Here is a 20,461-nt window from a genome sequence, read left to right as displayed (position 1 = left end):
GCGATTATGAGCGAGCCCTCCGCATCCCCGCACAACCACCCCGCCTCCGCGGCCGCCGGGCCGCCGCTCGGGGTGGTGCTCACCGGCGGCAGCCGCGGCCTGGGCCTGGCCATGGCGCAGCGTTTCCTCGCCGCCGGGGATACTGTGGTCGTCTGCGCCCGGGATCCGGCGCGGCTGGATGCGGCGCGGACCGAGCTGGCCGCCGCCACGGGGGCCGGGGAGCGTCTACACGTCCTCGCCGCCGACGTCGCCGACCCCGGGGAGGCCGAGCGGCTGGCGGATTTCGCCGTCGAGCGACTGGGGACCATCCACCGCTGGGTGAATAACGCCGGTACCGCCGGGCGCTTCAAGCGGCCGCTGACCGGGCTGGATACGGCGGACATTGCTGGCACCTGCGCGACCAACCTCACCGGCTCCATGCAGCTTTGTGCGGCGGCGCTGCGGCGCATGCAGGCCCAACCGGCGGCGCAGCAGCCGTGCTACCACCTGTTCAACTTCGGGTTCTCGGAGCTGGGGGCGCGTTTCTCGCGGACCTCCATCCCGCATCGGGTCAGCAAGCTGGCGGTGGCGGAGCTCTCCCGTCAGCTGCGTCGCGAGCTGCAGGCCGCCGGCGAGCGCGGGGTGGGCGTCCACGAGCTGCGTCCCGGGCTGGTGCGCACCGAGCTGCTGCTCGCCGATTTGCCCGAGAGCGCCCGGCCGATTATTGATCGCCTGGCCGAGCCCCCGGAACGGGTGGCCGATGTCCTGGTGCCCCGAATCCGCGGGGTCACCGGCACCGGGCGCACCCTGCAGTACCGCTCGCCCCTGGTCACGCTGCTCCGCGCCCTGACGGCGGTGCCCGCCCTGCGCCGCGGCGGCTGATCGGGGCAGCCCCGGTCAGCGGACGCGGAACTGCCCCACGCGGTCCTGCAGGTCGGCGGCCAGCCGGGCGACTTCCTCGCTGGCCGATGCGACCTGGGAGGCGCCGCTTGCGGTGGCGTCGATGGTCGCCTTGATCTGGGTCAGCGAGCGGTTGATCTCCTCGGAGGCCGCCGACTGCTCCTCCGCAGCGCTGGCGATCTGGGTGTTCATGTCGTTGATGGTCCCTACGGACTCGGTGATCGCACCCAGCGACTCCGACGCGCGCGAGGCAATGGTTACTGCCTGGCCAGAGCTGCTGCGGCCGTTCTCCATGGCCTGGGCCGCCTCTTCGATGCGCCCGCGCAGGGTGTCGAGGATCTCGCGGATCTCCTCGGTGGAGGTCTGGGTGCGGGTGGCCAGCTTGCGCACCTCCTCGGCGACGACCGAGAACCCGCGGCCGTTCTCCCCGGCGCGGGCCGCCTCGATGGCGGCGTTGAGGGCAAGCAGGTTGGTCTGCTCGGTGATCTCGTGGATCACGTCGAGCACCTTGGTAACCCGCTCGGCGTCTTCATTGAGCTGCTGGACGACGCCGGCGGCGGTCTCGGCCTGCTGTGCCACCTGACGGATCTCGTCGGCGTTCTCCTGCACGACCTCCGAGCCCGACTGGGCGGCCTGATCGGACCGGCGGGCCGCTTCGGAGGCGTCCGAGGCGTTTTCGGCGACCTGCTGGATGGTGGCCGCCATCTCGTTCATGGAGGTGGCCACCTGCTCGGTCTCGGACTGCTGCTCGCGCAGCTGGCCGCTGGTCTCGCGCACCGAGGCCGACAGCTCCTCGGCGGAGGCGGAGAGCTGGGTTGAGGCGTCGGCGACCGAGCCGATCAACCCCTGGAGCCGGTCGATGAAGGCGTTGAAGTTGGTGGCCAGTTCGCCCACCTCATCCCGGGAATGGACCTCCAGGCGGCGGGTGAGGTCGGCTTCGCCGCTGGCGATCTCGCCCAGTGCCCGGCCGGTGGCGGCGATCGGCTGCGCGATGCGCCGGGCCACCAGGACGATGATCCCGCCAAGCAGCACCACCGCCGCGGCGAAGACGATCAGCAGGTTCTGCTGCAGATCGCGGGCAGCGGCCATCAGTTCTGATTCTGGCACGGCGATCCCCAGCGACCAGCCGGAGAGTCCGGAGACCGGGGCAAAGGCCGCTGTGTAGGCGGTGTCGTCGGCCCCGCTGAAGGTGCCCACGCCTCGCTCACCGTCGACCATGCGCTGGGCGATCGCCTGGTAGTCGGTATCCCCGGACTCCAGCGCGTTCTCTTCCATGCGCACGTCCTCGTCCGGGTGGGCGACGGTGAGGCCGTCGGCGCTCAAGGCCCAGGCGAGGGCGCCAGCGCGATCCGTAGTCGATGCCACCACATCGGCCAGGGTGTCGAGGGTGACGGTCACCGCCACCAGGCCGATGACATCCCCCCCGGCATCGGTAACCGCCCGGGCGATGACGGTGATCGGATTGCCGGTACTGGCGGAGTGGACCGGATCGGAGATGACCAGCGTCTCCCGCTCCTCTTCGACGATGGTCTGCCAGTAGTCGCGCCCGGAGAGATCCGTCTGCTCGCCGCCGTGGTGGTAGGTGGCCGTCCCCTCGGTGTCGACGAAGATCAGCACTTCGTATTCGTCGCTCATGTGCTCGCCCTGGCCGGCGAGGAAGTCACCGATCCGATCGGGGTTGCCGGAGGCGAGCGCCTCGCTGTGCGCCAGGGCGGAGACGTAGGCCGTGTGCGTGTCGAGCCACTGGCTGATGGCCTCGGCACCGGCCTCGCTCAGCTCCTGAGTCGAGTCGGTGATCTCGGTGCTGAAGCGGTCGTTGGCCTGGTGGGTGGCGATCCCGCCGACGATGACAAAGGCCAGCAGAGTGGGGACGCCAAAGAGGAGGAGCAGCTTCGGGGTGAGACGGACGGCACTGAGCATGAGGATTCGCTTCCCCGTTGCAGGCGGTCTGTTGGTTTTTCGTTAACTGGAAAGACGCGTTGGATGTCTTGAGCAGGCGACCGCCCAATGGTGCCTACGCCGGATCGGAGGCGCAAATCGGTCGGCTAGGCATCGGGCAATGCCGCCGGGGTGGCTGGGCCAACCCAGCGGCATTGCCGTGCCCTAGTCAGCGCCGCCGGTAGCGGTCGAAGGCCCGCTCCAGCTCCTCGGGGTCGAGATCGGCGGAGTTGACCACGCCGCCCTGGACCATGATGGATTCATGGTTGTCCTGCCAGCGCTGCTGCTCTTCCTCGGTGGCGCGTGGCATGAACCACCCGGTCGCAGCAAAGAGCAGGCCGATCAGCGGCGACAGCCAGCAGACGATGGCAAAGGGGGCGTAGACCAGCGTCGGGATGCCCAGCGCACCGGCGGTGAAGGCACCACCCGCGCCCCAAGGGATCAGCGGGTTGATCATGGTCCCGCCTTCCTCCACCGAACGCGACAGGTTCAGGGTCGATTGTCCCTGTCCCCGATAGACCGGGGCGTACATCCGGCCCGGTAGCGCGATGGACAGGTAGGGATCGCCGGAGATGAGGTTGGTGCCGGCGGCGCTGCCGGTGCTGGCGGCGAACAGCGAGAAGCGGCCTCGGATGCGCTGGATGATGGCGTTGAGGATGGCCTCGACGCTGCGCGTCTGCTCCAGGATCCCGCCGAAGGCCAGGGCGATGAGCACCAGCGAGATGGTCCACATCATCGACTGGATGCCACCGGTGGAGAGCAGGTCGTCCACCGACTCGACGCCGGTCTCGCTGACGAAGCCGTCCTGCATCGCCATGATCGCGGTGGTCAGGTCCGTGCCCTGGACGAGGACCGCCATGACCGCGCCGGCGATGGCACCGGCAAAGAGCGTGGGCAGCACCGGGAAACGCAGCAGCGCCAGGGCCATGACCAGAACCGCCGGCAGCAGCAGCACCGGATGCAGCGTGAACTGCGCCTCCAGGCCCTCGAGGATGGTCTCGATGCGTCCGCTCTCCAGGCCGGTGTCCGCGTAGCCAAAGCCGATGGCCCAGTACGCGGTGCCGGCAACAATCAGCGCCGGCACGGAGGTGGCCATCATGTTGCGGATGTGGCTGAACAGGTTGGTGCCAGTAACGGCCGGGGCGAGATTGGTGGTGTCGGACAGCGGCGACATCTTATCGCCGAAGAAGGCGCCCGAGACGATGGCGCCGCCGGTCAGGGCCATGGGGATGCCCAGCCCCTCGCCGACGCCCACCAGGGCCAGACCCACGGTGCCGACCGTGCCCCAGGAGGTGCCCACGGCCATGGAGACCACGGCGGTGAGGATCATGGCGGCGAGCAGGAACAGTTCCGGGGTGATCAGCAGCAGGCCGTAGTAGATCAGCAGCGGCACGGTCCCCGAGAGGATCCAGGTGCCGATGATCATGCCCACTGTGATTAGGATGGCCACCGACTGAAGACCGATATGGACGACGTGGTAGAGGCCGTTCTCCATCCGCCACCAGCGGATGCCGTGGTACCAGCCGAGCAGGCCGGTGAAGGCGATGCCCAGGGCCAGTGGTACGTGGGGGACGAAGTCGTCGAAGGCGAGGATCTGAAAGACCATCAGGCCCATGGTGAAGGCGATGGGGAGCAGGGCCGTGGTCACGCTCGGAAGCGGGATCTCCGGCTCCCGCGCACCGTTCTCGTTGGTGTCGCTCATGCAGACTCCAGGGTTGCCAGGGAAGCCGGCATTATCGCGATGATGGATGTCATTGCAAGCGGTGCGTTGACCCGCCGGGTAGCCCCGGAGGGTGACAGGAACACTGTGATTGCTACATTCGATCAGGGAGCCGTCTTGAGTGAGACTGCGCACAAGCGCAAAATGGAATTGTTCAAAACGGCAATCCGCAGGAAGCAACGGAGATAACAATGACCGATCAGCAAAAGACCGGCGGCTGCCCGGTGATGCACGGCGCGATGACGCAGGTGGGCGAGTCCAACATGGACATGTGGCCCAACGCCCTGAACCTCGACATCCTGCACCAGCACGACCACAAACCCGATCCGATGGGCCCGGGCTTCAACTATCGTGAGGAGGTCAAGAAGCTCGATCTCGACGCGGTCAAGCAGGATCTCCACCAACTCATGACCGACAGTCAGGAGTGGTGGCCGGCGGACTGGGGCCATTACGGCGGGCTGATGATCCGCATGGCCTGGCACGCCGCCGGCACCTATCGGGTGGCGGACGGCCGGGGCGGCGGCGGCACCGGCAACCAGCGGTTTGCCCCCATCAACAGCTGGCCGGACAACGTCAACCTGGACAAGGCGCGGCGTCTGCTCTGGCCGATCAAGAAGAAGTACGGCAACCGGCTCAGCTGGGCCGACCTGATCATCCTTGCCGGCAACGTGGCCTACGAGTCCATGGGCCTGAAGACCTACGGCTTCTCCCTCGGGCGCGAGGATATCTGGCACCCGGAGAAGGACATCTACTGGGGCTCGGAGAAGGAGTGGCTGGCGCCGAGTGATGCCGAGGACAGCCGCTATGGTGACGACCGTGAGTCGCTGGAGAACCCGCTGGCGGCGGTGATGATGGGCCTGATCTACGTCAACCCCGAGGGCGTGGACGGCAACCCGGATCCGCTGCGGACCGCCGAAGACGTGCGCATCACCTTCGAGCGCATGGCCATGAACGACGAGGAGACCGTCGCCCTGACCGCCGGCGGGCACACGGTGGGCAAGTGTCACGGCAACGGCAACGTGGAGCATCTCGGTCCGGACCCGGAGTCCGCCGATGTCGACGAACAGGGCCTTGGCTGGAACAACAAGGTCTCCCGGGGCATCGGGCGCGACACGGTCTCCAGCGGGATCGAGGGCGCCTGGACGACCTATCCCACGCGCTGGGATAACGGCTACTTCCACCTGCTGCTCAACTACGAGTGGGAGTTGACCAAGAGCCCCGCCGGCGCGTGGCAGTGGGAGCCGGTGGACATCAAGGAGGAGGACAAGCCGGTCGACGTCGAGGATCCGTCGATCCGCCTGAACCCGATCATGACCGATGCGGACATGGCCATGAAGATGGATCCGGCGTATCGCAAGATCTCCGAGCGCTTTTACAACGACCCCGCCTACTTCGACGAGGTCTTCGCCCGGGCCTGGTTCAAGCTCACCCATCGGGATCTGGGGCCGCGGACGCGCTACATCGGACCGGAGGCACCGACCGAGGATCTGATCTGGCAGGACCCCGTGCCGGCCGGCCGGACGGACTACGATGTGAATGAGGTCAAGGCGAAGATCGCCGATAGCGGCCTGAGCATCGGCGAGATGGTCGCCACCGCCTGGGACAGCGCCCGGACCTTCCGCGGCTCCGACTACCGGGGTGGTGCCAACGGCGCCCGTATCCGGCTTGCCCCGCAGAAGGACTGGGAGGGCAACGAGCCCCAGCGTCTGGCGAAGGTGCTTGGCGTTCTTGAGGGCATCGCTGCCGAGACCGGGGCCAGTGTGGCCGATACCATCGTACTCGCTGGCAACGTGGGCATTGAGCAGGCGGCCCGGGCGGCCGGCCACGAGATCACGGTGCCCTTCGCCCCGGGGCGCGGCGATGCCAGCCAGGAGATGACCGATGTCGACTCCTTCCAGTACCTCGAGCCGCTCGCCGACGGTTACCGCAACTGGCTCAAGAAGGACTACGCGGTCCAGCCCGAGGAGATGATGCTCGACCGCACGCAGCTGATGGGTCTGACGGCGCCGGAGATGACTGTCCTCGTCGGCGGCATGCGGGTGCTCGGCACCAACCACGGCGGTGCGAAGGATGGCGTGCTTACGGACCGTGAGGGGCAGCTGACGAACGACTTCTTCGTCAACCTCACCGACATGGCCTACACCTGGAAGCCGGTGGGCAAGAACCGCTACGAGATCCGTGAGCGCAGCAGCGATGCAGTGAAGTGGACGGCGACCCGGGTGGACCTGGTCTTCGGCTCCAACTCGATCCTGCGCTCCTACGCCGAGGTTTATGCCCAGGACGACAACCAGGAGAAGTTCGTCCACGATTTCGTCGCGGCCTGGACCAAGGTCATGAACGCCGACCGATACGACCTGGAGGCGTAACCGCGGTTTCACCCCGGTCCGGGCCGGGGTGAAAGGGCATGCCCGGCCCCGCCAGAGCGGAGCCGGGCATCGGCCGCTGTCCACTTCCCAGTCATCAGGAGCATCACGGATGAGTGACCACGTCTACAAGATCGTCGAACTGACTGGTTCGTCGCCCGACGGGATCGAGGAGGCCGTCAACAACGCCATCGCACGTGCCGGCGAGAGCCTTCGCCACCTGCGCTGGTTCCAGGTGGTGGATACCCGAGGCCATATCGAGGACGGGCGAGTGAGTCACTGGCAGGTGACGATCAAGGTCGGCTTCACCCTGGAATAGGTTCGCCTCTGCCGCATGACCTCTGGGCCCGTGGAGGGCGGTCGCGCCATGGCCCGAAAGTTGCTGGATGGGTGGTGCTTCGATCGATCCATAACCCATTTGGCAAGGCAGGAGTGGAGCTATGCCCAGCGTGACCTTTCGGCATCCAGACCACGGGGAGCAAACCGTAGAGGCGGTGGCAGGCAGTCATACGGAGCCGGTCCTGAAACTGGCCCGCCGGAACCACATCCCGATCTCTTTCGATTGCCAGGACGGCGAGTGTGGCAGTTGTCTGGTTTATGTCCATTACGGTGTCGCAAAAGGGACAATGGCGGGTCCACTGACGGACCGCGAGGAGCGGGTCCTGCTCGAGCTGGGCAAGGTCACCCAAGCGGAGATCGATCGCATGCGCGTCGATGATCTGCCCACCAACTGGCGTCTGATGTGCCAGATGGTGGTGCGTGACGAGGACCTGGTGATCGAGTACGGCGATGTCTGAGCTCAGCCCCGGTCTGGATTGTGAGCGGGCCATCCAGCGCCTGCTCCAGTGCGTTGACCGCCACATCGCAGAGGAGCCGGAGAATAGCCGAGTGCGGCGGTATCTGGAGCGTGAGCTGGGCGGCCGGGATGGTTCAGAGCCGGATACGCGCCTGATGGTCCACGCGCAGATTAACGTGATCCGGGAGTTATTCGTTCAGCGCGGCGATGATGCGGGTCTCAGCATGCTCTCCGCCATCGAGCGGGAATGCTGCTGAGATCCGGACTTGGGGGTGGCGGCCTCTCATACCGGTGAGGGGTCGCCCGGCCTCCCGGTGATACAGGGTTATCACCTTGCGCCCGCGGAGTCGGGTGGCCGACAGGAAGGGATGGTGGATGGCTCCCCGGGACGGATTCGAACCGCCGACCCAGTGATTAACAGTCACTTGCTCTACCGCTGAGCTACCGGGGAAGCGTGGTGTCACCTCACGATGCGCTGCGTATTCTGCCGATCCTCTACTGCGTTGGTCAAGCCTCTATGGGGTTTTCCGTGCCCGTCCTGCCGCCCCCGCGATCGCCCGGGGCCATCGCGGGGGCGAGGAGCGGGGCCGATCAGCCGCCCAGGGCCTGCTGCAGCCGGTCCATGGCGCGCTCCAGGTTCTCCATACTTGTAGCATAGGAGATGCGCGCGTACCCGGGGAGACCGAAGGCGGAACCCGGGACCAGGGCCACGCCGGCGTCGTTGATCAGCTGCTCGGCGAAGGCCACATCGTCCTTGGCGCCGACCCGGTTCATCGCTTCCTCCATGTGCGGGAAGCAGTAGAAGGTGCCGTCGCAGGGCGTGCAGCTGACCCCCGGCATGGCGTTCAGCCGCTCGACGACGAAGTCGTGGCGGGCCTTGAACTGCTCGAGCATGGGCTGGATGCAGCCCTGATCGCCGTTGAGCGCGGCCAGCGCGCCGGCCTGGGAGATGGAAGCCGGGTTGGAGGTGCTCTGCGACTGCACCTTCTTCATGGCGCCGATCAGCGGGGCTGGGCCGGCCGCGTAGCCGATCCGCCACCCGGTCATGGCGTACGCCTTGGAGACGCCGTTGACGACGATGGTTCGGTCGACCAGCTGCGGGGCGGCCATGGCGATGTTGGTGAAGGGTTCATCGCGCCAGAGGATGTGCTCGTAGATGTCATCGCTGACCACCACCACCTGGGGGTGCTGCTCGAGCACGGCGCCCAGCGCCGCCAGTTCGTCACGGGTGTAGGCGGTGCCGGTGGGGTTGGACGGGCTGTTGAGGATGACCATGCGGGTCTTGCGGGTCAGGGCCTGCTCGAGCTGCTCGGGGGTGATCTTGAAGCGGCTCTCGGCACCGGCGGCCACGAACACCGGCTGAGCACCGAAGACCAGGGCCATGTCCGGGTACGAGACCCAGTAGGGCGCTGGGATGACCACTTCGTCGCCCTCGTTGAGCACCGCCGCCATGGCGTTGAACAGGGACTGCTTGGCACCGCTGGAGACGAGGATCTGGCTGGGCTCGTAGTTCAGGCGGTTGTCGCGCTCGAGCTTGTCGATGACCGCCTGCTTGAGCTCGGCAGTACCGTCCACGGCGGTGTAGCGGGTCTGCCCCTGTTGGGCGGCCCGGACGGCGGCCTCGATGATGTGCGGGGGGGTGTCGAAGTCCGGTTCGCCGGCGCCGAGGCCGATGACGTCGTGGCCGGCGGCGCGCAGCTCGGCGGCGCGGGCGGTGACGGCGAGCGTCGGCGATGGCTTGATGCGCTGGACGCGATCGGCAAGCTGAAGGTCCATGGTCTGGCTCCGCGTTGAAAGTTGGGCTCGGTGCGTATGATAAGGGTTTTCGGGTCGGGTGTTCACGGTTCAGTGCGCGTGGGGCGGGGTTGAGGCTTCGGGGTTCAGTGGGCAGGGTCCGGCAGGTGGTGTCGTTGGTCGAGCGGGTAGACGCTGTGTGCAGGGCGCCGGGTCAGGGTGCGCCCAAGATGAATGCGGGGATTCGATGACGGAACGTTTCAAGCTCAATGCCCGGTTTCAGCCGGCGGGTGATCAGCCCCAGGCCATCGAGGAGCTCGTCGAGGGGATCGAGTCGGGGCTCTCGGATCAGACCTTGCTCGGGGTCACCGGTTCCGGCAAGACGTTCACCATCGCCAACGTCATCGAGCGGCTGCAGCGCCCGGCGATCCTGCTCGCTCCCAACAAGACCCTGGCCGCCCAGCTCTATGGCGAGATGCGCGAGTTCCTGCCGGAGAACCGGGTCGAGTACTTCGTCTCCTACTACGACTACTACCAGCCGGAGGCGTACGTGCCGTCGTCGGATACCTTCATCGAGAAGGATGCCTCGGTGAACGAGCACATCGAGCAGATGCGCCTGTCCGCCACCAAGGCGCTCCTCGAGCACCAGGATACGGTCATCGTCGCCTCGGTATCGTCCATCTACGGCCTCGGTGACCCGCAGGCGTACATGTCGATGCTCCTGCACCTGGTCCGCGGCGAGCGCATCGACCAGCGGGCGATCCTGCGCCGGCTCGCCGAGCTGCAGTACACCCGCAACGACACCGAACTCACCCGCGGGACCTACCGCGCCCGCGGCGAGGTGATCGACATCTTCCCGGCCGAGTCCCCGGAAGAGGCGGTGCGGGTGCAGCTCTTCGACGATGAAATCGAGGAGATCAGCTGGTTCGACCCGCTCACCGGCGAGCTGCTGCGCCGGGTGCCGCGGGTGACCATCTATCCGAAGACCCACTACGTGACCCCGAAGGAGCAGCTGCACCGGGCCGTCGAGCAGATCAAGGAGGAGCTGCGCGAGCGCCTCAGCGAGCTGCGCGCCGCCGACAAGCTGGTGGAGGCGCAGCGGCTTGAGGAGCGGACCCGCTTCGACATGGAGATGATGCTCGAGCTCGGCTATTGCAACGGCATCGAGAACTACTCGCGCTACCTCTCCGGGCGGGCGGCCGGTGAGCCGCCGCCGACCCTGTTCGATTACATCCCGCCGGAGGCGGTGCTGTTCATCGATGAGTGCCACGTCACCGTTCCGCAGATCGGCGGCATGTACAAGGGCGACCGTTCGCGCAAGCAGACGCTGGTCGACTACGGCTTCCGCCTGCCCTCGGCGCTGGATAATCGGCCGCTGAAGTTCGAGGAGTTCCGGCGCCTGGCTCCGCAGACGGTCTTCGTCTCGGCAACGCCCGGCCCGTTCGAGGAGGAGCACGCCGGGCAGGTGGTCGAGCAGGTGGTTCGCCCCACCGGGCTGGTCGATCCGGAGGTGGAGGTGCGCCCGGCCACCGCGCAGGTCGATGATGTCTATGGCGAGATCCGCGCCCGCGCCGAGCGTGATGAGCGCGTGCTGGTCACCACGCTGACCAAGCGCATGGCCGAGGACCTGACCGAGTACCTGGAGGAGAACGGGATCCGCGTGCGCTATCTGCACTCCGACGTGGACACCGTTGAGCGCACCGAGATCATCCGTGACCTGCGCCTGGGTCATTTCGACTGCCTGGTCGGCATCAACCTGCTGCGCGAGGGGCTCGACATCCCCGAGGTCTCGCTGGTGGCGATCCTCGATGCCGACAAGGAGGGGTTCCTGCGCTCGACCCGTTCACTGATTCAGACCATCGGCCGGGCGGCTCGCAACATCAGCGGCCGCGCGATCCTCTACGCCGATCAGGTGACCGACTCCATGCGCCGCGCCATCGACGAGACCGAGCGTCGGCGGGCCAAGCAGATCGCCCACAACGAGGCCCACGGCATCACCCCGCAGGGCATCCGCAAAGAGGTGCCCGACATCATGGAGCGCGGCGGGGTGCCGGCGCCGGGCGCGCCGCAACGGGCGGCCGGAGTGGCCGAAGAGGCCGGCGCGTACGCCGGGCTGTCGCCGGCGGAGGCGGTACGGCGGATCCGTGAGCTGGAGAAGCGGATGCATGAGCACGCCAGGGATCTCGAGTTCGAGGCGGCCGCGCAGGTGCGGGACGAGATCCGCCGTATCGAGGAGCAGGCCCTCGGCGGCGGCGACGCCACGGCCGCCGCTTCCTGAGCGGGCCTGCGGTTCAGCTCGGACGGCGGTTCTGCATCAGGGTCTCGATATCCAGGCGTTTGTCGCCGTGCCGGGTGCGCATGAGCACGTCGTGCTCGTAGTGGTAGTAACGGGCGATGAAGTAGGCCGAGCGCAGCGCCGCGATCTCGGTCTGCGAGTTGCCGATGTGCTGCACGCCGCCCTGTTCGTTGTAGAAGACTACCTCCCAGCCGTTGTCACGCTCCTCGATGATCAGCCGGTAGGTTGTGCGCAGTCGCGGTTTGTGCGGCCGGGGATTCAACAGCTGCTCTCCTGATCGGGCAAGTCGCCCCCATCCTGCCATGGATCGGCGCCGCCGCGGGGATCCAGGAGGGGCGCACGCCTAGAACTATAAGACTTCTAAAGAGTCTTCCCTTCGGGTTCGGGAATATGTACCCTTTGAGTACGGATTGAGCGAAGTCAGAGATCATGCTCCGAATCAACCGCGAGACCGATTACGGCGTTGTCATCCTCTCGGCCATGGCACGCCGGCCGGGAGAACGGGTCAACGCCGCGCAGCTGGCGGGCGCCCACGGCCTGCCGCAACCGATGGTTAGCAAGGTCATGAAGCAGCTGGTGCATGCCGGGCTGCTGTGCTCCTACCGCGGCGCCAAGGGCGGCTACGGCCTGGCCCGGCCCCCCGAGCAGATCTCGGTGGCCGAGGTCATCGAGGCCCTCGAGGGGCCGATCGCCTTCACCGAGTGCGTCGAGAGCGGGACCGATAATTGCACGCACGTCGAGGACTGCAATGCCAGCGCCACCTGGTCGCGGATCAGCTCCGTGGTCCGGCAGGCCCTGGCGGCGGTGAGTCTGGCGGAGATGGGCGAGCCGGCCAGCGCGCCGGTGGGGATCTACCCCCGTCAACAGGTTATTGGCCACTGAGCAGCCGGAGGCTTGGGCGACATGTCGAGCAGCAACGAAACCATTGAACGGTTCACCAGCCGGGGCTACGAGGCCGGCTTCTTCACCGATATCGAGCAGGAGTTTGCACCACCGGGGCTCAACGAGGAGACCATCCGGTTCATCTCCGAGAAGAAGGGCGAGCCGGAGTGGATGCTCGAGTGGCGGCTCGAAGCCTACCGCGGCTGGCTGGAGATGGCCGTGCCGCAGTGGCAGAACGTGCAGTTCCCGCCCATCGACTTCCAGGCCATCTCCTACTACGCCGCCCCCAAGCAGGGGCCGAAGAGCCTCGACGAGGTCGACCCGAAGCTGCTCGAGACCTACGAGAAGCTCGGCATTCCGCTGCACGAGCAAAAGATGCTCGCGGGCGTGCAGGAGGAGGGCGAGCCTGCCGAGGGCGCCCGGCGCTCCAACGTGGCGGTGGATGCGGTCTTCGACTCCGTCTCCGTGACCACCACGTTCAAGGACGAGCTGGCCAAGCACGGGGTCATCTTCTGCTCGATCTCCGAAGCGCTGCACGAGTATCCGGAGCTGGTGCGGCAGTACATCGGCAGCGTCGTGCCGCGCAAGGACAACTTCTTCGCCGCGTTGAACTCGGCGGTCTTCTCGGACGGCTCTTTCGTCTACATCCCCGAGGGCGTGGAGTGCCCCATGGAGCTGTCCACCTACTTCCGCATCAACGCCGGGCATACCGGGCAGTTCGAGCGGACCCTGATCATTGCCGAGAAAGGCAGTTCGGTCTCCTACCTGGAGGGCTGCACCGCGCCGCAGCGTGACGAGAACCAGCTGCATGCCGCCGTGGTCGAGCTTTACGCCCACGACGATGCGCAGATCAAGTACTCCACGGTTCAGAACTGGTACCCCGGCGACGAGAACGGCGTCGGCGGCGTCTACAACTTCGTGACCAAGCGCGGCCTGTGCGCCGGTAAGCGCTCGAAGATCTCCTGGACCCAGGTGGAGACCGGTTCGGCGATCACCTGGAAGTATCCGAGCTGCGTGCTCAAGGGCGACGACTCCATCGGCGAGTTCTACTCGGTGGCGGTGACCCGCGGCCGTCAGCAGGCGGATACCGGCACCAAGATGATCCACATCGGCAACAACACCCGCAGCCACATCATCTCTAAGGGGATCTCGGCGGACTACGGCCAGCAGAGCTATCGTGGCCTGGTCAAGGTGCTGCCCACGGCGAGCAATGCCCGCAACTACTCGCAGTGTGACTCCATGCTCATGAGTTCCCACTGCGGCGCCCACACGTTCCCGTACATCGACATCCAGAACCCCAGCGCGCAGCTCGAGCACGAGGCCACCACCTCGAAGATCGGCGATGACCAGATCTTCTACTGCAAGCAGCGTGGCATCAGCGAGGAGGACGCGGTCTCCATGATCGTCAACGGCTTCTGCAAGGAGGTCTTCCAGGAGCTGCCCATGGAGTTCGCCGTCGAGGCGCAGAAGCTGCTCGAGGTCACCCTCGAGGACAGCGTCGGATAAGACAGATTCCCAGGAGAAGCGGACCATGCTGAAGATCAACAACCTCCACGCCAGCGTCGAGACGACGGAGATCCTCAAGGGCATCGACTTCGAGATGGGCCCCGGCGAGGTGCACGCCATCATGGGGCCCAACGGTTCGGGCAAGAGCACCCTGTCCAAGGTGCTCGCCGGCGATGAGAGCTACGAGGTCACCGACGGCGCGGTGACCTTCGAGGGGCAGGATCTGTTCGAGATGGAGCCCGAGGAGCGGGCCCGGGCCGGGGTCTTTCTCGGCTTCCAGTACCCGGTGGAGATCCCCGGGGTGAGCAACAGCTACTTCCTCAAGGCGGCGGTCAACGCCGCCCGTGAGGCCCGGGGTGAGGGCGAGATCGACCCGGTCAGCTTCCTCAAGATGGCCCGCGAGCGGGCGCAATGGGTCAAGCTTGACGAGTCGCTTCTCAACCGACCGGTCAACGCCGGCTTCTCCGGCGGCGAGAAGAAGCGCAACGAGATCTTCCACATGGCCATGCTCGAGCCGCGGCTGTGTATCCTCGACGAGACCGATTCCGGGCTGGACATCGACGCCCTGCGCGCTGTGGCCGACGGCGTGAACAGCATGCGCGACCCGCAGCGCTCGTTTTTGATCATCACCCACTACCAGCGCCTGCTCAGCTACATCGTGCCGGACTACGTGCACGTCATGGTCAACGGGCGCATCGTGCGCTCCGGCGGCAAGGAGCTGGCCGAGGAGCTGGAGCGCACCGGCTACGCCCTGTTCGAGGACGAGGAGGCTGCCTGACATGGGAGCGGTGGAAGAGCTCAAGAGTCACCCGCGCGCGGTCTTCGACGACCTCGCCGACCCGGGGCCGGCCTGGCTGGCCGAGCGTCGTCGCGCGGCCATGGCCACCTTCGACGCCCACGGCTTCCCGACCCGGCGCTGGGAGGCGTGGAAGCACATCGACCTGACCCCGGTGCTGCGCAGCGACTTTCGCCCGCCGCAGGGCCCGGGCGAGGTAGACGACGGCCTGACCGGGCGGCTTGATCAACTTCTCCCGCCCGGCGATGGGCCCCGGCTGGTCTTCGTTGATGGGCAGCTGGATCCGGCGCGTTCGGATTACGCCAAGCTGCCCGCCGGGGTCTCGGTGCGCCCCCTGAGCGAGGCGCTGGCCGAGGAACCCGCCTGGCTGCAGACGCATCTGGCCGCCCACGCCGACCCGGCCAACAGCCCGTTCATCGCCCTGAACACCGCTTTGATGGGCGAGGGAGTGGCCGTGCAGGTGGCCCGCGGGGCGATGGTCGAGGCGCCGCTGCTTATCGTCTGCTACACCAGCGCTGCCACTGCCGGCCACGCCGTCTACCCGCGTGTGATCGTCCACGGCGAGGAGGCCAGCCACCTGCGTGTGGTGGAGTACCATAGCGGTGATCCGCAGGCGGCCTACCTCAGCTGTCCGGTCACCGAGCTCATCGCCGATGCCGGCGCCCAGGTGGATCTGACCCGGATCAGCGAGGAGGGCGACGCCGGCTGCCAGCTGGGGGCGGTCAGCGGCACCGCTGCCCGCGATGCCCGGGTCGGCGCCCACTCCTTTGTCTGGGGCGGCGACAAGGTGCGTGTGGACATCGAGGCGACCGTACAAGGCGATAACGGCGAGGGGGATCTCACCGGCATCCACCTCAGCGACGGCCAGCGCTTCGTCGACCACCACACCTGGGTCCACCACGACGCCGAGCACACGCGCAGTCGCCAGGTCTTCAAGGGCGTGCTCGACGGGCGCTCGGAGACCGTCTTCGACGGCCTGATCAAGGTCCATCCGGGGGCGCAGAAGACCGACGCCGAGCAGGAGAACCGCAACCTGATCCTCAGCCCGCGGGCGCTGGCCCACTCCAATCCGCGCCTGGAGATCTTCGCCGACGACGTGCGCTGCACCCACGGCTCCACGGTGGGCGAGCTCGATGAGCAGGCGCTGTTCTACATGCGCGCCCGCGGCATCGATCCCGTCGTGGCCAAGAGCCTGCTGACCTACGCCTTCGTCGCCGAGGTGGTGGAGACCGTGCGTTGCCCGCAGGCCGCCGCGTACGAGCGTGCGCTCCTGCGCCGGTTCCTGCCGGGCGGCGAGCAACTGGAGGGTTTTGAGGCATGAGCATGGTCGAGGAGGCGACCCGCCCGGGGGCGGTGGATGTGGACCGGCTGCGCGCCGACTTCCCCGTGCTCCGCCGCGAGGTCAACGGACGGCCGCTGATCTACCTCGACAGCGCCGCCAGTGCGCAGAAGCCGCAGTCGGTGATCGATGCCGAACTCGGCTGCTATCAGCACTACTACGCCAACGTCCATCGCGGGGTGCACACCCTCTCCCAGGAGGCGACCACGGCCTTCGAGGGGGCGCGGACCGAGGCCCAGCGCTTCCTCAACGCCCCCAGCGAGCGGGAGGTCATCTTCCTGCGCGGGGTCACCGAGGCGATCAATCTGGTGGCGCACAGCTTCGTCGCGCCCCGGGTCGGGCCGGGGGATGAGATCCTCGTCACCCACATGGAGCACCACTCGAACATCGTTCCCTGGCAGCTGGTCTGCGAGCGGACCGGTGCCACCCTGCGGGTGGTGCCCATCGACGACAACGGCGACGTGGATCTGGAAACGGTGCGCGGCATGATCCATGAGCGCACCCGGCTGGTCAGCGTGGTCCACGTCTCCAACGCCCTCGGTACCGTCAACCCGGTGGCGGAGATCGCCGCCATGGCCCGGGCCGAAGGGGTGCCCGTGCTCCTGGACGGGGCGCAGGCCGCTCCCCATCTGCCGGTGGACGTCCAGGAGCTGGGGGTCGACTTCTACGCCTTCTCGGGCCACAAGGCCTACGGGCCTACCGGCATCGGCGTCCTGTGGGGCCGCTATGAGCACCTGGCCGGGATGGTGCCGTATCAGGGCGGGGGCGACATGATCCGCCACGTCTCCTTCGAGGGCACCGAGTACGCCGAGCCGCCGGCGCGCTTCGAGGCGGGGACGCCGAATATCGCCGGCGCCATCGGCCTGGGCGAGGCACTGCGCTATATCGAGGCCATCGGCCGCGAACGGATCGCCGCTCGGGAGGAAGAACTGGTCGGCCACGCGGCCGAGGCCATCGCCGCGGTGCCGGGGGTGCAGCTCATCGGCCGGCCGCAGCGTCGGGCCGGGGCCGTCTCCTTCATCATGGAGGGGACGCACCCCAACGACGTGGCCATGCTCCTCGACGAGCAGGGGATCGCCATCCGCGCCGGTCACCACTGCGCCCAGCCGCTGATGGAGCGCTACGGCGTGCCGGCCACGGCACGGGCGTCGTTCGGCGTCTACAACACCCACGACGAGGTGGAGAGCCTGGTGGTGGCCCTGGAGAAGGTCCGCCGCCTGTTCGGCTGACCGACGCGGCCGGGGCGGTGGCGCCGGCGCCCCGGCCGGTGGCGGCTATGGCTCGTAGAGCATCCGCACCGCCCCCCAGTGTTTGCCCCGGACCTGGATCGGGGCGGAGACGTCGCGGATCAACTCGAAGCGGCCGCCGCCCATGTCCCGCCGGTAGGTCTGCAGCAGGAAGGGTTTCTCGTTGCGCGCCGCCGACTGTGCGGTGCGGTCCTCCCAGATACGCCGCTGCCGGGCGTGGCGGGCGTTCCACTGTGGGTCGCCGGGACGCTGCGGGTGCGAGACGTGGCGATTGTGGGTGGGGATGTAGCCCCGGTTGTCGATGACGAAACACCCGGAGATGTGCGCATCCTCCAGTGGCGGCTCCTGGAGCTCGGGCAGGACCCGATCGGTGAAGGCCACGAACCGCGTCTCATACTGCTGTGGGTCGGTCCCCGGGACCTCGCGGTAGTCGCGGTCGAAGAGGTCCGCCTCGCTGATCTCGCCTTCGCGGATGGCCGCCTCGAAGCGCTCCGACACCTGCCGCGCGACCTCCATGACCCGGACGATGTATGGGGTGTCCTCGGTCTCGACGTCCGAGGCGTTGGCCAGGTTCATCAGCTCCTCGGTGAAAGCGAGGAAGCGGTCGATCTGGGCCCGGCCGCGCTCGAGGTCAGAGTGGGAGGCCTCCAGCTCGGCGGTGTTGTGGTCGAAGCGCTCGATGGTGTGCTCGCTCTGCGTGTCGATCTCCTGGACCGCCTCGGCGATCCGCGCCGATTCGGCATCCACCGACGCCATGGACTGCTCGAGCTGCTCGAACAGGCTCTGCATCTGCCCCGTGGTCTGCTCCACCCGCTGCGCCCGGCGCGTGCTGTGGTGGCCGATGGCGATCAGCTCCTGGGTCTGCTCGGTGAGGTTCTGCAGGGTGCGGTCCATGTCCCCGGTGGCCTCGCTGGTCTGGGCGGCCAGGGACTTGACCTGCTCGGCCACCACGGCGAACCCCTGGCCGGCATCGCCGGCACGGGCTGCCTCGATGGACGCATTGAGGGCGAGCAGGTTGGTCTGCTTGGCGATGGCGCCGATCCCCCGCGCCACCTTGGTGACCCGCTGCATCGCCTCGTTGAGATGCTCCAGGTCGCTCTCGATCTCGCGCACCGAGGTGCTCAGCCCGGCGATCCGCTGCAGAGCATCGCGGATGCGGTCTTCGGAGCGGCGCATGTCGGCCCGCGCTGCACCGGAGACGTGCTGGGCGTTACGGGCCGCCGCGTCGACGACCTTGTTCGCCTCGGACAGGCGCTGGCACGACTCGCGCAGCTCCTGGAACAACCGCGCCTCGCGCTCCATCTGCGCGGCGGTGTCGTCCACGTTGCCGTGCACGTCGGAGACCTCCAGGCCCAGCTGGCTGGTCTCCTCCGAGACGCCGCGGATGGCCTGCGCCAGGGCGTGCTCCCGGGCGTCCCGTCCGGTATCCGCCCGGGGAGCGCCGGAGCGCCCCGGTAGGAAGCCACGGCCCCTCAAGAAATCGATGAACGCCATACCCGCTGCTCCGTCGCTATCGTTCACTCGCCGCCGTAGATCACCCGCAGGCAGCCCCGGACCTGCCCCCCGGCCTGCACCGGTGCGCTGATCTCCTGGACCACCGGCCCCGCGCCGCCGTACTGCAGCCGGTAGGTCTGCAGCAGGTACGGCTCGCGGCTGCGCAGGGCCGAGCGGGTGGGGCGGTCGTCGAGCCGCTGTCCCTGCAGAGCATCGCGCAGGCCGGTCGCGCCGCCCGGCGGCACGGTGGCCGCCAGGCAGTGCCCCTCGGCGTCGCAGATCAGGGCGGCGCGTACGCCGGTTTCTCCCTCGACGAGCTGCTCGAGGGCGGAGCGCGCCTGGGCGGCGATCTGCTCGGCGCCGGCCTCGGCCGGCAGCGTCTCGCCCAGTTCGGCGGCGATCCGGCGGATCCGCCGGATCAGCCGCGTGTCCCGGGTCTCCACCCCGTCGACGGCGGTGCGCCGGATCAGCTCGTGGGCGTGGCGACTGATCTTCTCGGCGCGCTGGTCGGCGGCCTGCAGCGTGTCGGTGGCCCGGCGCACGGTGTCGGCCAGCTCTTCGAGCCCCTCGACGGTGCGCCGGCAGTAGTGGTCGATGGTATGCACCGACTCGCGGACGCGGCCCGAGTCGGTGTCGATATCGGCCATGGCGCTGCCGGCGGTCTCCATGATCTCCTGGATCGCCTCGGTGCCGTCGCGCACCGCCTCGGCCTGCAGCGTGCTTTCGCCGCCTTTCTGGACCAGGCGGTCGATGATGTGGGTCAGCTCGTCGAGGATGGTGTGGATGTCATCGGTGGCGTCGGCGGTCTGCTTGGCCAGCGCCTTGACGTGCTCGGCCACCACGGCGAAGCCGCGGCCGACCTCGCCGGCCCGGTTGGCCTCGATGGTGGCGTTGAGCGCGAGCAGGTTGGTCTGCTTGGCGATGGTGGCGATCTCGCTGGAGACCTTCGAAACGCCCTGCAGCGCCTCGTTGAGGGCACCGAGCTGGCGTTCCACCCGCGTCACCGACTCGGCCAGCTCGCGGATCTCCTCCAGCGCCTTCTGGATCCGGGCCCGTGAGTGCTCCACGTTGCTGCCGGCCTCGGTGGCCACCTGCTGGGCGCGGTCGACGGCCTGGTGGACCACCTCGTTGCTGCGGGCCATGCTGCGGGCGTTGGTGCGCAGGTCGCTGAACGACTCATTCTGCCGCTCGAAGGCGGCGGCCAGGGCGTTGAGGACCTCGGTGATCTGCACCGCCTCAATGCCGATCGCCGAACTGCGCTCGGCCACCTGCTCGGCGACCTCCTGGCGCGAGCGGGTGACCGCGCGGGCGTCGGGGTGTGCGTGTTCCGGGGGCGTGGCCATGCGTTCTTTCCTGGCTGTGGGTGCCGTGCGGCTGCGGATCCCGCCAACGGGCCGCGGTGCCCGCGCGTGCCCCTTATAGCGTGGCGGCTGTCCGGCCGTAAAGCGTCGCGCCGGGTTCCGCCCGGCTC

At 67.8% G+C, this 20,461-nt stretch carries 17 protein-coding genes, 1 tRNA gene and 1 pseudogene; 12 read left to right on the top strand and 7 right to left on the bottom strand.

Annotated elements, in window-relative coordinates; translation table 11 throughout:
- Window positions 1–6 precede the first annotated feature (6 nt).
- On the top strand, window positions 7–861 hold the full coding sequence (locus LRG10_RS06365; protein ID WP_201168629.1) for an SDR family oxidoreductase: 855 nt from the start codon (window positions 7–9) through the stop codon (window positions 859–861).
- 15 nt (window positions 862–876) lie between these two features.
- On the opposite strand, the gene LRG10_RS06360 is transcribed toward LRG10_RS06365, so the two are convergent.
- The gene (locus LRG10_RS06360) at window positions 877–2,799 is read right to left on the bottom strand and encodes a methyl-accepting chemotaxis protein (RefSeq protein ID WP_238634968.1); all 1,923 of its coding nucleotides are present in this window, start codon (window positions 2,797–2,799) and stop codon (window positions 877–879) included.
- 187 nt (window positions 2,800–2,986) lie between these two features.
- Window positions 2,987–4,519 carry a Na+/H+ antiporter NhaC gene (gene nhaC, locus LRG10_RS06355; RefSeq protein WP_201168623.1) on the bottom strand — a complete coding sequence of 511 codons (1,533 nt, stop codon included), beginning with the start codon at window positions 4,517–4,519 and terminating at the stop codon, window positions 2,987–2,989.
- Between the two features lie 209 nt (window positions 4,520–4,728).
- Here nhaC and katG point away from each other — a divergent pair, with 209 nt between their 5' ends.
- The 5 genes and pseudogenes from katG (at window position 4,729) to cowN (ending at window position 7,953) form a co-directional block, all read left to right on the top strand.
- Window positions 4,729–6,903 (top strand): catalase/peroxidase HPI, encoded by a 2,175-nt coding sequence (gene katG, locus LRG10_RS06350; RefSeq protein WP_238634967.1) that lies wholly within the window; start codon window positions 4,729–4,731, stop codon window positions 6,901–6,903.
- Between the two features lie 109 nt (window positions 6,904–7,012).
- Window positions 7,013–7,219: a dodecin gene (locus LRG10_RS06345; protein WP_201168617.1), complete on the top strand. Its 207-nt coding sequence runs from the start codon at window positions 7,013–7,015 to the stop codon at window positions 7,217–7,219.
- Window positions 7,220–7,340: 121 nt separating this feature from the next.
- Window positions 7,341–7,499 (top strand): annotated as a pseudogene (locus tag LRG10_RS13250) (2Fe-2S iron-sulfur cluster-binding protein); the annotation flags it as partial.
- Window positions 7,500–7,526: 27 nt separating this feature from the next.
- Entirely contained in the window at window positions 7,527–7,697 is a 171-nt protein-coding gene (locus LRG10_RS13245) for a hypothetical protein (protein ID WP_338018482.1), read from the top strand.
- Complete coding sequence (gene cowN / locus LRG10_RS06335; protein ID WP_201168614.1) at window positions 7,690–7,953, top strand: N(2)-fixation sustaining protein CowN; 264 nt, start codon at window positions 7,690–7,692, stop codon at window positions 7,951–7,953. The genes LRG10_RS13245 and cowN overlap by 8 nt, the downstream gene beginning before the upstream one ends.
- 119 nt (window positions 7,954–8,072) lie before the next feature.
- On the opposite strand, the gene LRG10_RS06330 is transcribed toward cowN, so the two are convergent.
- Window positions 8,073–8,147 (bottom strand) — tRNA-Asn (locus tag LRG10_RS06330).
- A gap of 140 nt (window positions 8,148–8,287) precedes the next feature.
- Window positions 8,288–9,472, bottom strand: coding sequence for a pyridoxal phosphate-dependent aminotransferase (locus LRG10_RS06325; protein ID WP_201168613.1), 1,185 nt, complete (start codon window positions 9,470–9,472; stop codon window positions 8,288–8,290).
- Between the two features lie 205 nt (window positions 9,473–9,677).
- On the opposite strand from LRG10_RS06325, the gene uvrB reads away from it, so the two are divergent.
- A complete protein-coding gene (uvrB, locus tag LRG10_RS06320; RefSeq protein ID WP_201168612.1) occupies window positions 9,678–11,708 on the top strand; it encodes an excinuclease ABC subunit UvrB in 2,031 nt (676 codons plus the stop codon).
- 13 nt (window positions 11,709–11,721) lie between these two features.
- On the opposite strand, the gene LRG10_RS06315 is transcribed toward uvrB, so the two are convergent.
- Window positions 11,722–11,988, bottom strand: coding sequence for a hypothetical protein (locus tag LRG10_RS06315; RefSeq protein ID WP_201168611.1), 267 nt, complete (start codon window positions 11,986–11,988; stop codon window positions 11,722–11,724).
- Between the two features lie 167 nt (window positions 11,989–12,155).
- Here LRG10_RS06315 and LRG10_RS06310 point away from each other — a divergent pair, with 167 nt between their 5' ends.
- The 5 genes from LRG10_RS06310 to LRG10_RS06290 are packed head-to-tail and all read left to right on the top strand — an operon-like array spanning window position 12,156 to window position 17,478.
- Window positions 12,156–12,608 carry an SUF system Fe-S cluster assembly regulator gene (locus LRG10_RS06310; RefSeq protein WP_201242433.1) on the top strand — a complete coding sequence of 151 codons (453 nt, stop codon included), beginning with the start codon at window positions 12,156–12,158 and terminating at the stop codon, window positions 12,606–12,608.
- A gap of 21 nt (window positions 12,609–12,629) precedes the next feature.
- Complete coding sequence (sufB, locus tag LRG10_RS06305) at window positions 12,630–14,114, top strand: Fe-S cluster assembly protein SufB (protein WP_201242436.1); 1,485 nt, start codon at window positions 12,630–12,632, stop codon at window positions 14,112–14,114.
- Between the two features lie 25 nt (window positions 14,115–14,139).
- Window positions 14,140–14,892 carry a Fe-S cluster assembly ATPase SufC gene (gene sufC, locus LRG10_RS06300; RefSeq protein WP_201168608.1) on the top strand — a complete coding sequence of 251 codons (753 nt, stop codon included), beginning with the start codon at window positions 14,140–14,142 and terminating at the stop codon, window positions 14,890–14,892.
- Window position 14,893: 1 nt separating this feature from the next.
- Window positions 14,894–16,231 (top strand): Fe-S cluster assembly protein SufD, encoded by a 1,338-nt coding sequence (gene sufD / locus LRG10_RS06295; protein WP_201168605.1) that lies wholly within the window; start codon window positions 14,894–14,896, stop codon window positions 16,229–16,231.
- The gene (locus LRG10_RS06290; RefSeq protein ID WP_201168602.1) at window positions 16,228–17,478 is read left to right on the top strand and encodes an aminotransferase class V-fold PLP-dependent enzyme; all 1,251 of its coding nucleotides are present in this window, start codon (window positions 16,228–16,230) and stop codon (window positions 17,476–17,478) included. The genes sufD and LRG10_RS06290 overlap by 4 nt, the downstream gene beginning before the upstream one ends.
- A gap of 45 nt (window positions 17,479–17,523) precedes the next feature.
- Here the strand turns inward: LRG10_RS06290 and LRG10_RS06285 are convergent, their stop codons facing one another.
- Both LRG10_RS06285 and LRG10_RS06280 read right to left on the bottom strand, forming a co-directional pair.
- On the bottom strand, window positions 17,524–18,990 hold the full coding sequence (locus LRG10_RS06285; RefSeq protein WP_238633564.1) for a methyl-accepting chemotaxis protein: 1,467 nt from the start codon (window positions 18,988–18,990) through the stop codon (window positions 17,524–17,526).
- A 23-nt stretch (window positions 18,991–19,013) separates the two neighbouring features.
- Window positions 19,014–20,333: a methyl-accepting chemotaxis protein gene (locus LRG10_RS06280; RefSeq protein WP_238633563.1), complete on the bottom strand. Its 1,320-nt coding sequence runs from the start codon at window positions 20,331–20,333 to the stop codon at window positions 19,014–19,016.
- Window positions 20,334–20,461 lie beyond the last annotated feature (128 nt).

Origin of the sequence: Halorhodospira sp. 9628 (assembly GCF_022228075.1) — a bacterium.
Classification (GTDB): Bacteria; Pseudomonadota; Gammaproteobacteria; order Nitrococcales; family Halorhodospiraceae; genus Halorhodospira; species Halorhodospira halophila_A.
Note: the sequence above shows the minus strand (reverse complement) of the source record. Positions and strands in the feature narration are given on the sequence as shown.

Bases quoted from the DNA above. Each gene is read 5' to 3' on its own strand.
- LRG10_RS06325 (WP_201168613.1), bottom strand. From the start codon at position 9,472: ATGGACCTTCAGCTTGCCGATCGCGTCCAGCGCATCAAGCCATCGCCG.
- sufD (WP_201168605.1), top strand. From the start codon at position 14,894: ATGGGAGCGGTGGAAGAGCTCAAGAGTCACCCGCGCGCGGTCTTCGAC.
- sufC (WP_201168608.1), top strand. From the start codon at position 14,140: ATGCTGAAGATCAACAACCTCCACGCCAGCGTCGAGACGACGGAGATC.
- nhaC (WP_201168623.1), bottom strand. From the start codon at position 4,519: ATGAGCGACACCAACGAGAACGGTGCGCGGGAGCCGGAGATCCCGCTT.
- LRG10_RS06280 (WP_238633563.1), bottom strand. From the start codon at position 20,333: ATGGCCACGCCCCCGGAACACGCACACCCCGACGCCCGCGCGGTCACC.
- LRG10_RS06345 (WP_201168617.1), top strand. From the start codon at position 7,013: ATGAGTGACCACGTCTACAAGATCGTCGAACTGACTGGTTCGTCGCCC.
- LRG10_RS06360 (WP_238634968.1), bottom strand. From the start codon at position 2,799: ATGCTCAGTGCCGTCCGTCTCACCCCGAAGCTGCTCCTCCTCTTTGGC.
- uvrB (WP_201168612.1), top strand. From the start codon at position 9,678: ATGACGGAACGTTTCAAGCTCAATGCCCGGTTTCAGCCGGCGGGTGAT.
- LRG10_RS06310 (WP_201242433.1), top strand. From the start codon at position 12,156: ATGCTCCGAATCAACCGCGAGACCGATTACGGCGTTGTCATCCTCTCG.
- katG (WP_238634967.1), top strand. From the start codon at position 4,729: ATGACCGATCAGCAAAAGACCGGCGGCTGCCCGGTGATGCACGGCGCG.
- LRG10_RS06290 (WP_201168602.1), top strand. From the start codon at position 16,228: ATGAGCATGGTCGAGGAGGCGACCCGCCCGGGGGCGGTGGATGTGGAC.
- LRG10_RS13245 (WP_338018482.1), top strand. From the start codon at position 7,527: ATGGCGGGTCCACTGACGGACCGCGAGGAGCGGGTCCTGCTCGAGCTG.
- cowN (WP_201168614.1), top strand. From the start codon at position 7,690: ATGTCTGAGCTCAGCCCCGGTCTGGATTGTGAGCGGGCCATCCAGCGC.
- LRG10_RS06285 (WP_238633564.1), bottom strand. From the start codon at position 18,990: ATGGCGTTCATCGATTTCTTGAGGGGCCGTGGCTTCCTACCGGGGCGC.
- LRG10_RS06365 (WP_201168629.1), top strand. From the start codon at position 7: ATGAGCGAGCCCTCCGCATCCCCGCACAACCACCCCGCCTCCGCGGCC.
- sufB (WP_201242436.1), top strand. From the start codon at position 12,630: ATGTCGAGCAGCAACGAAACCATTGAACGGTTCACCAGCCGGGGCTAC.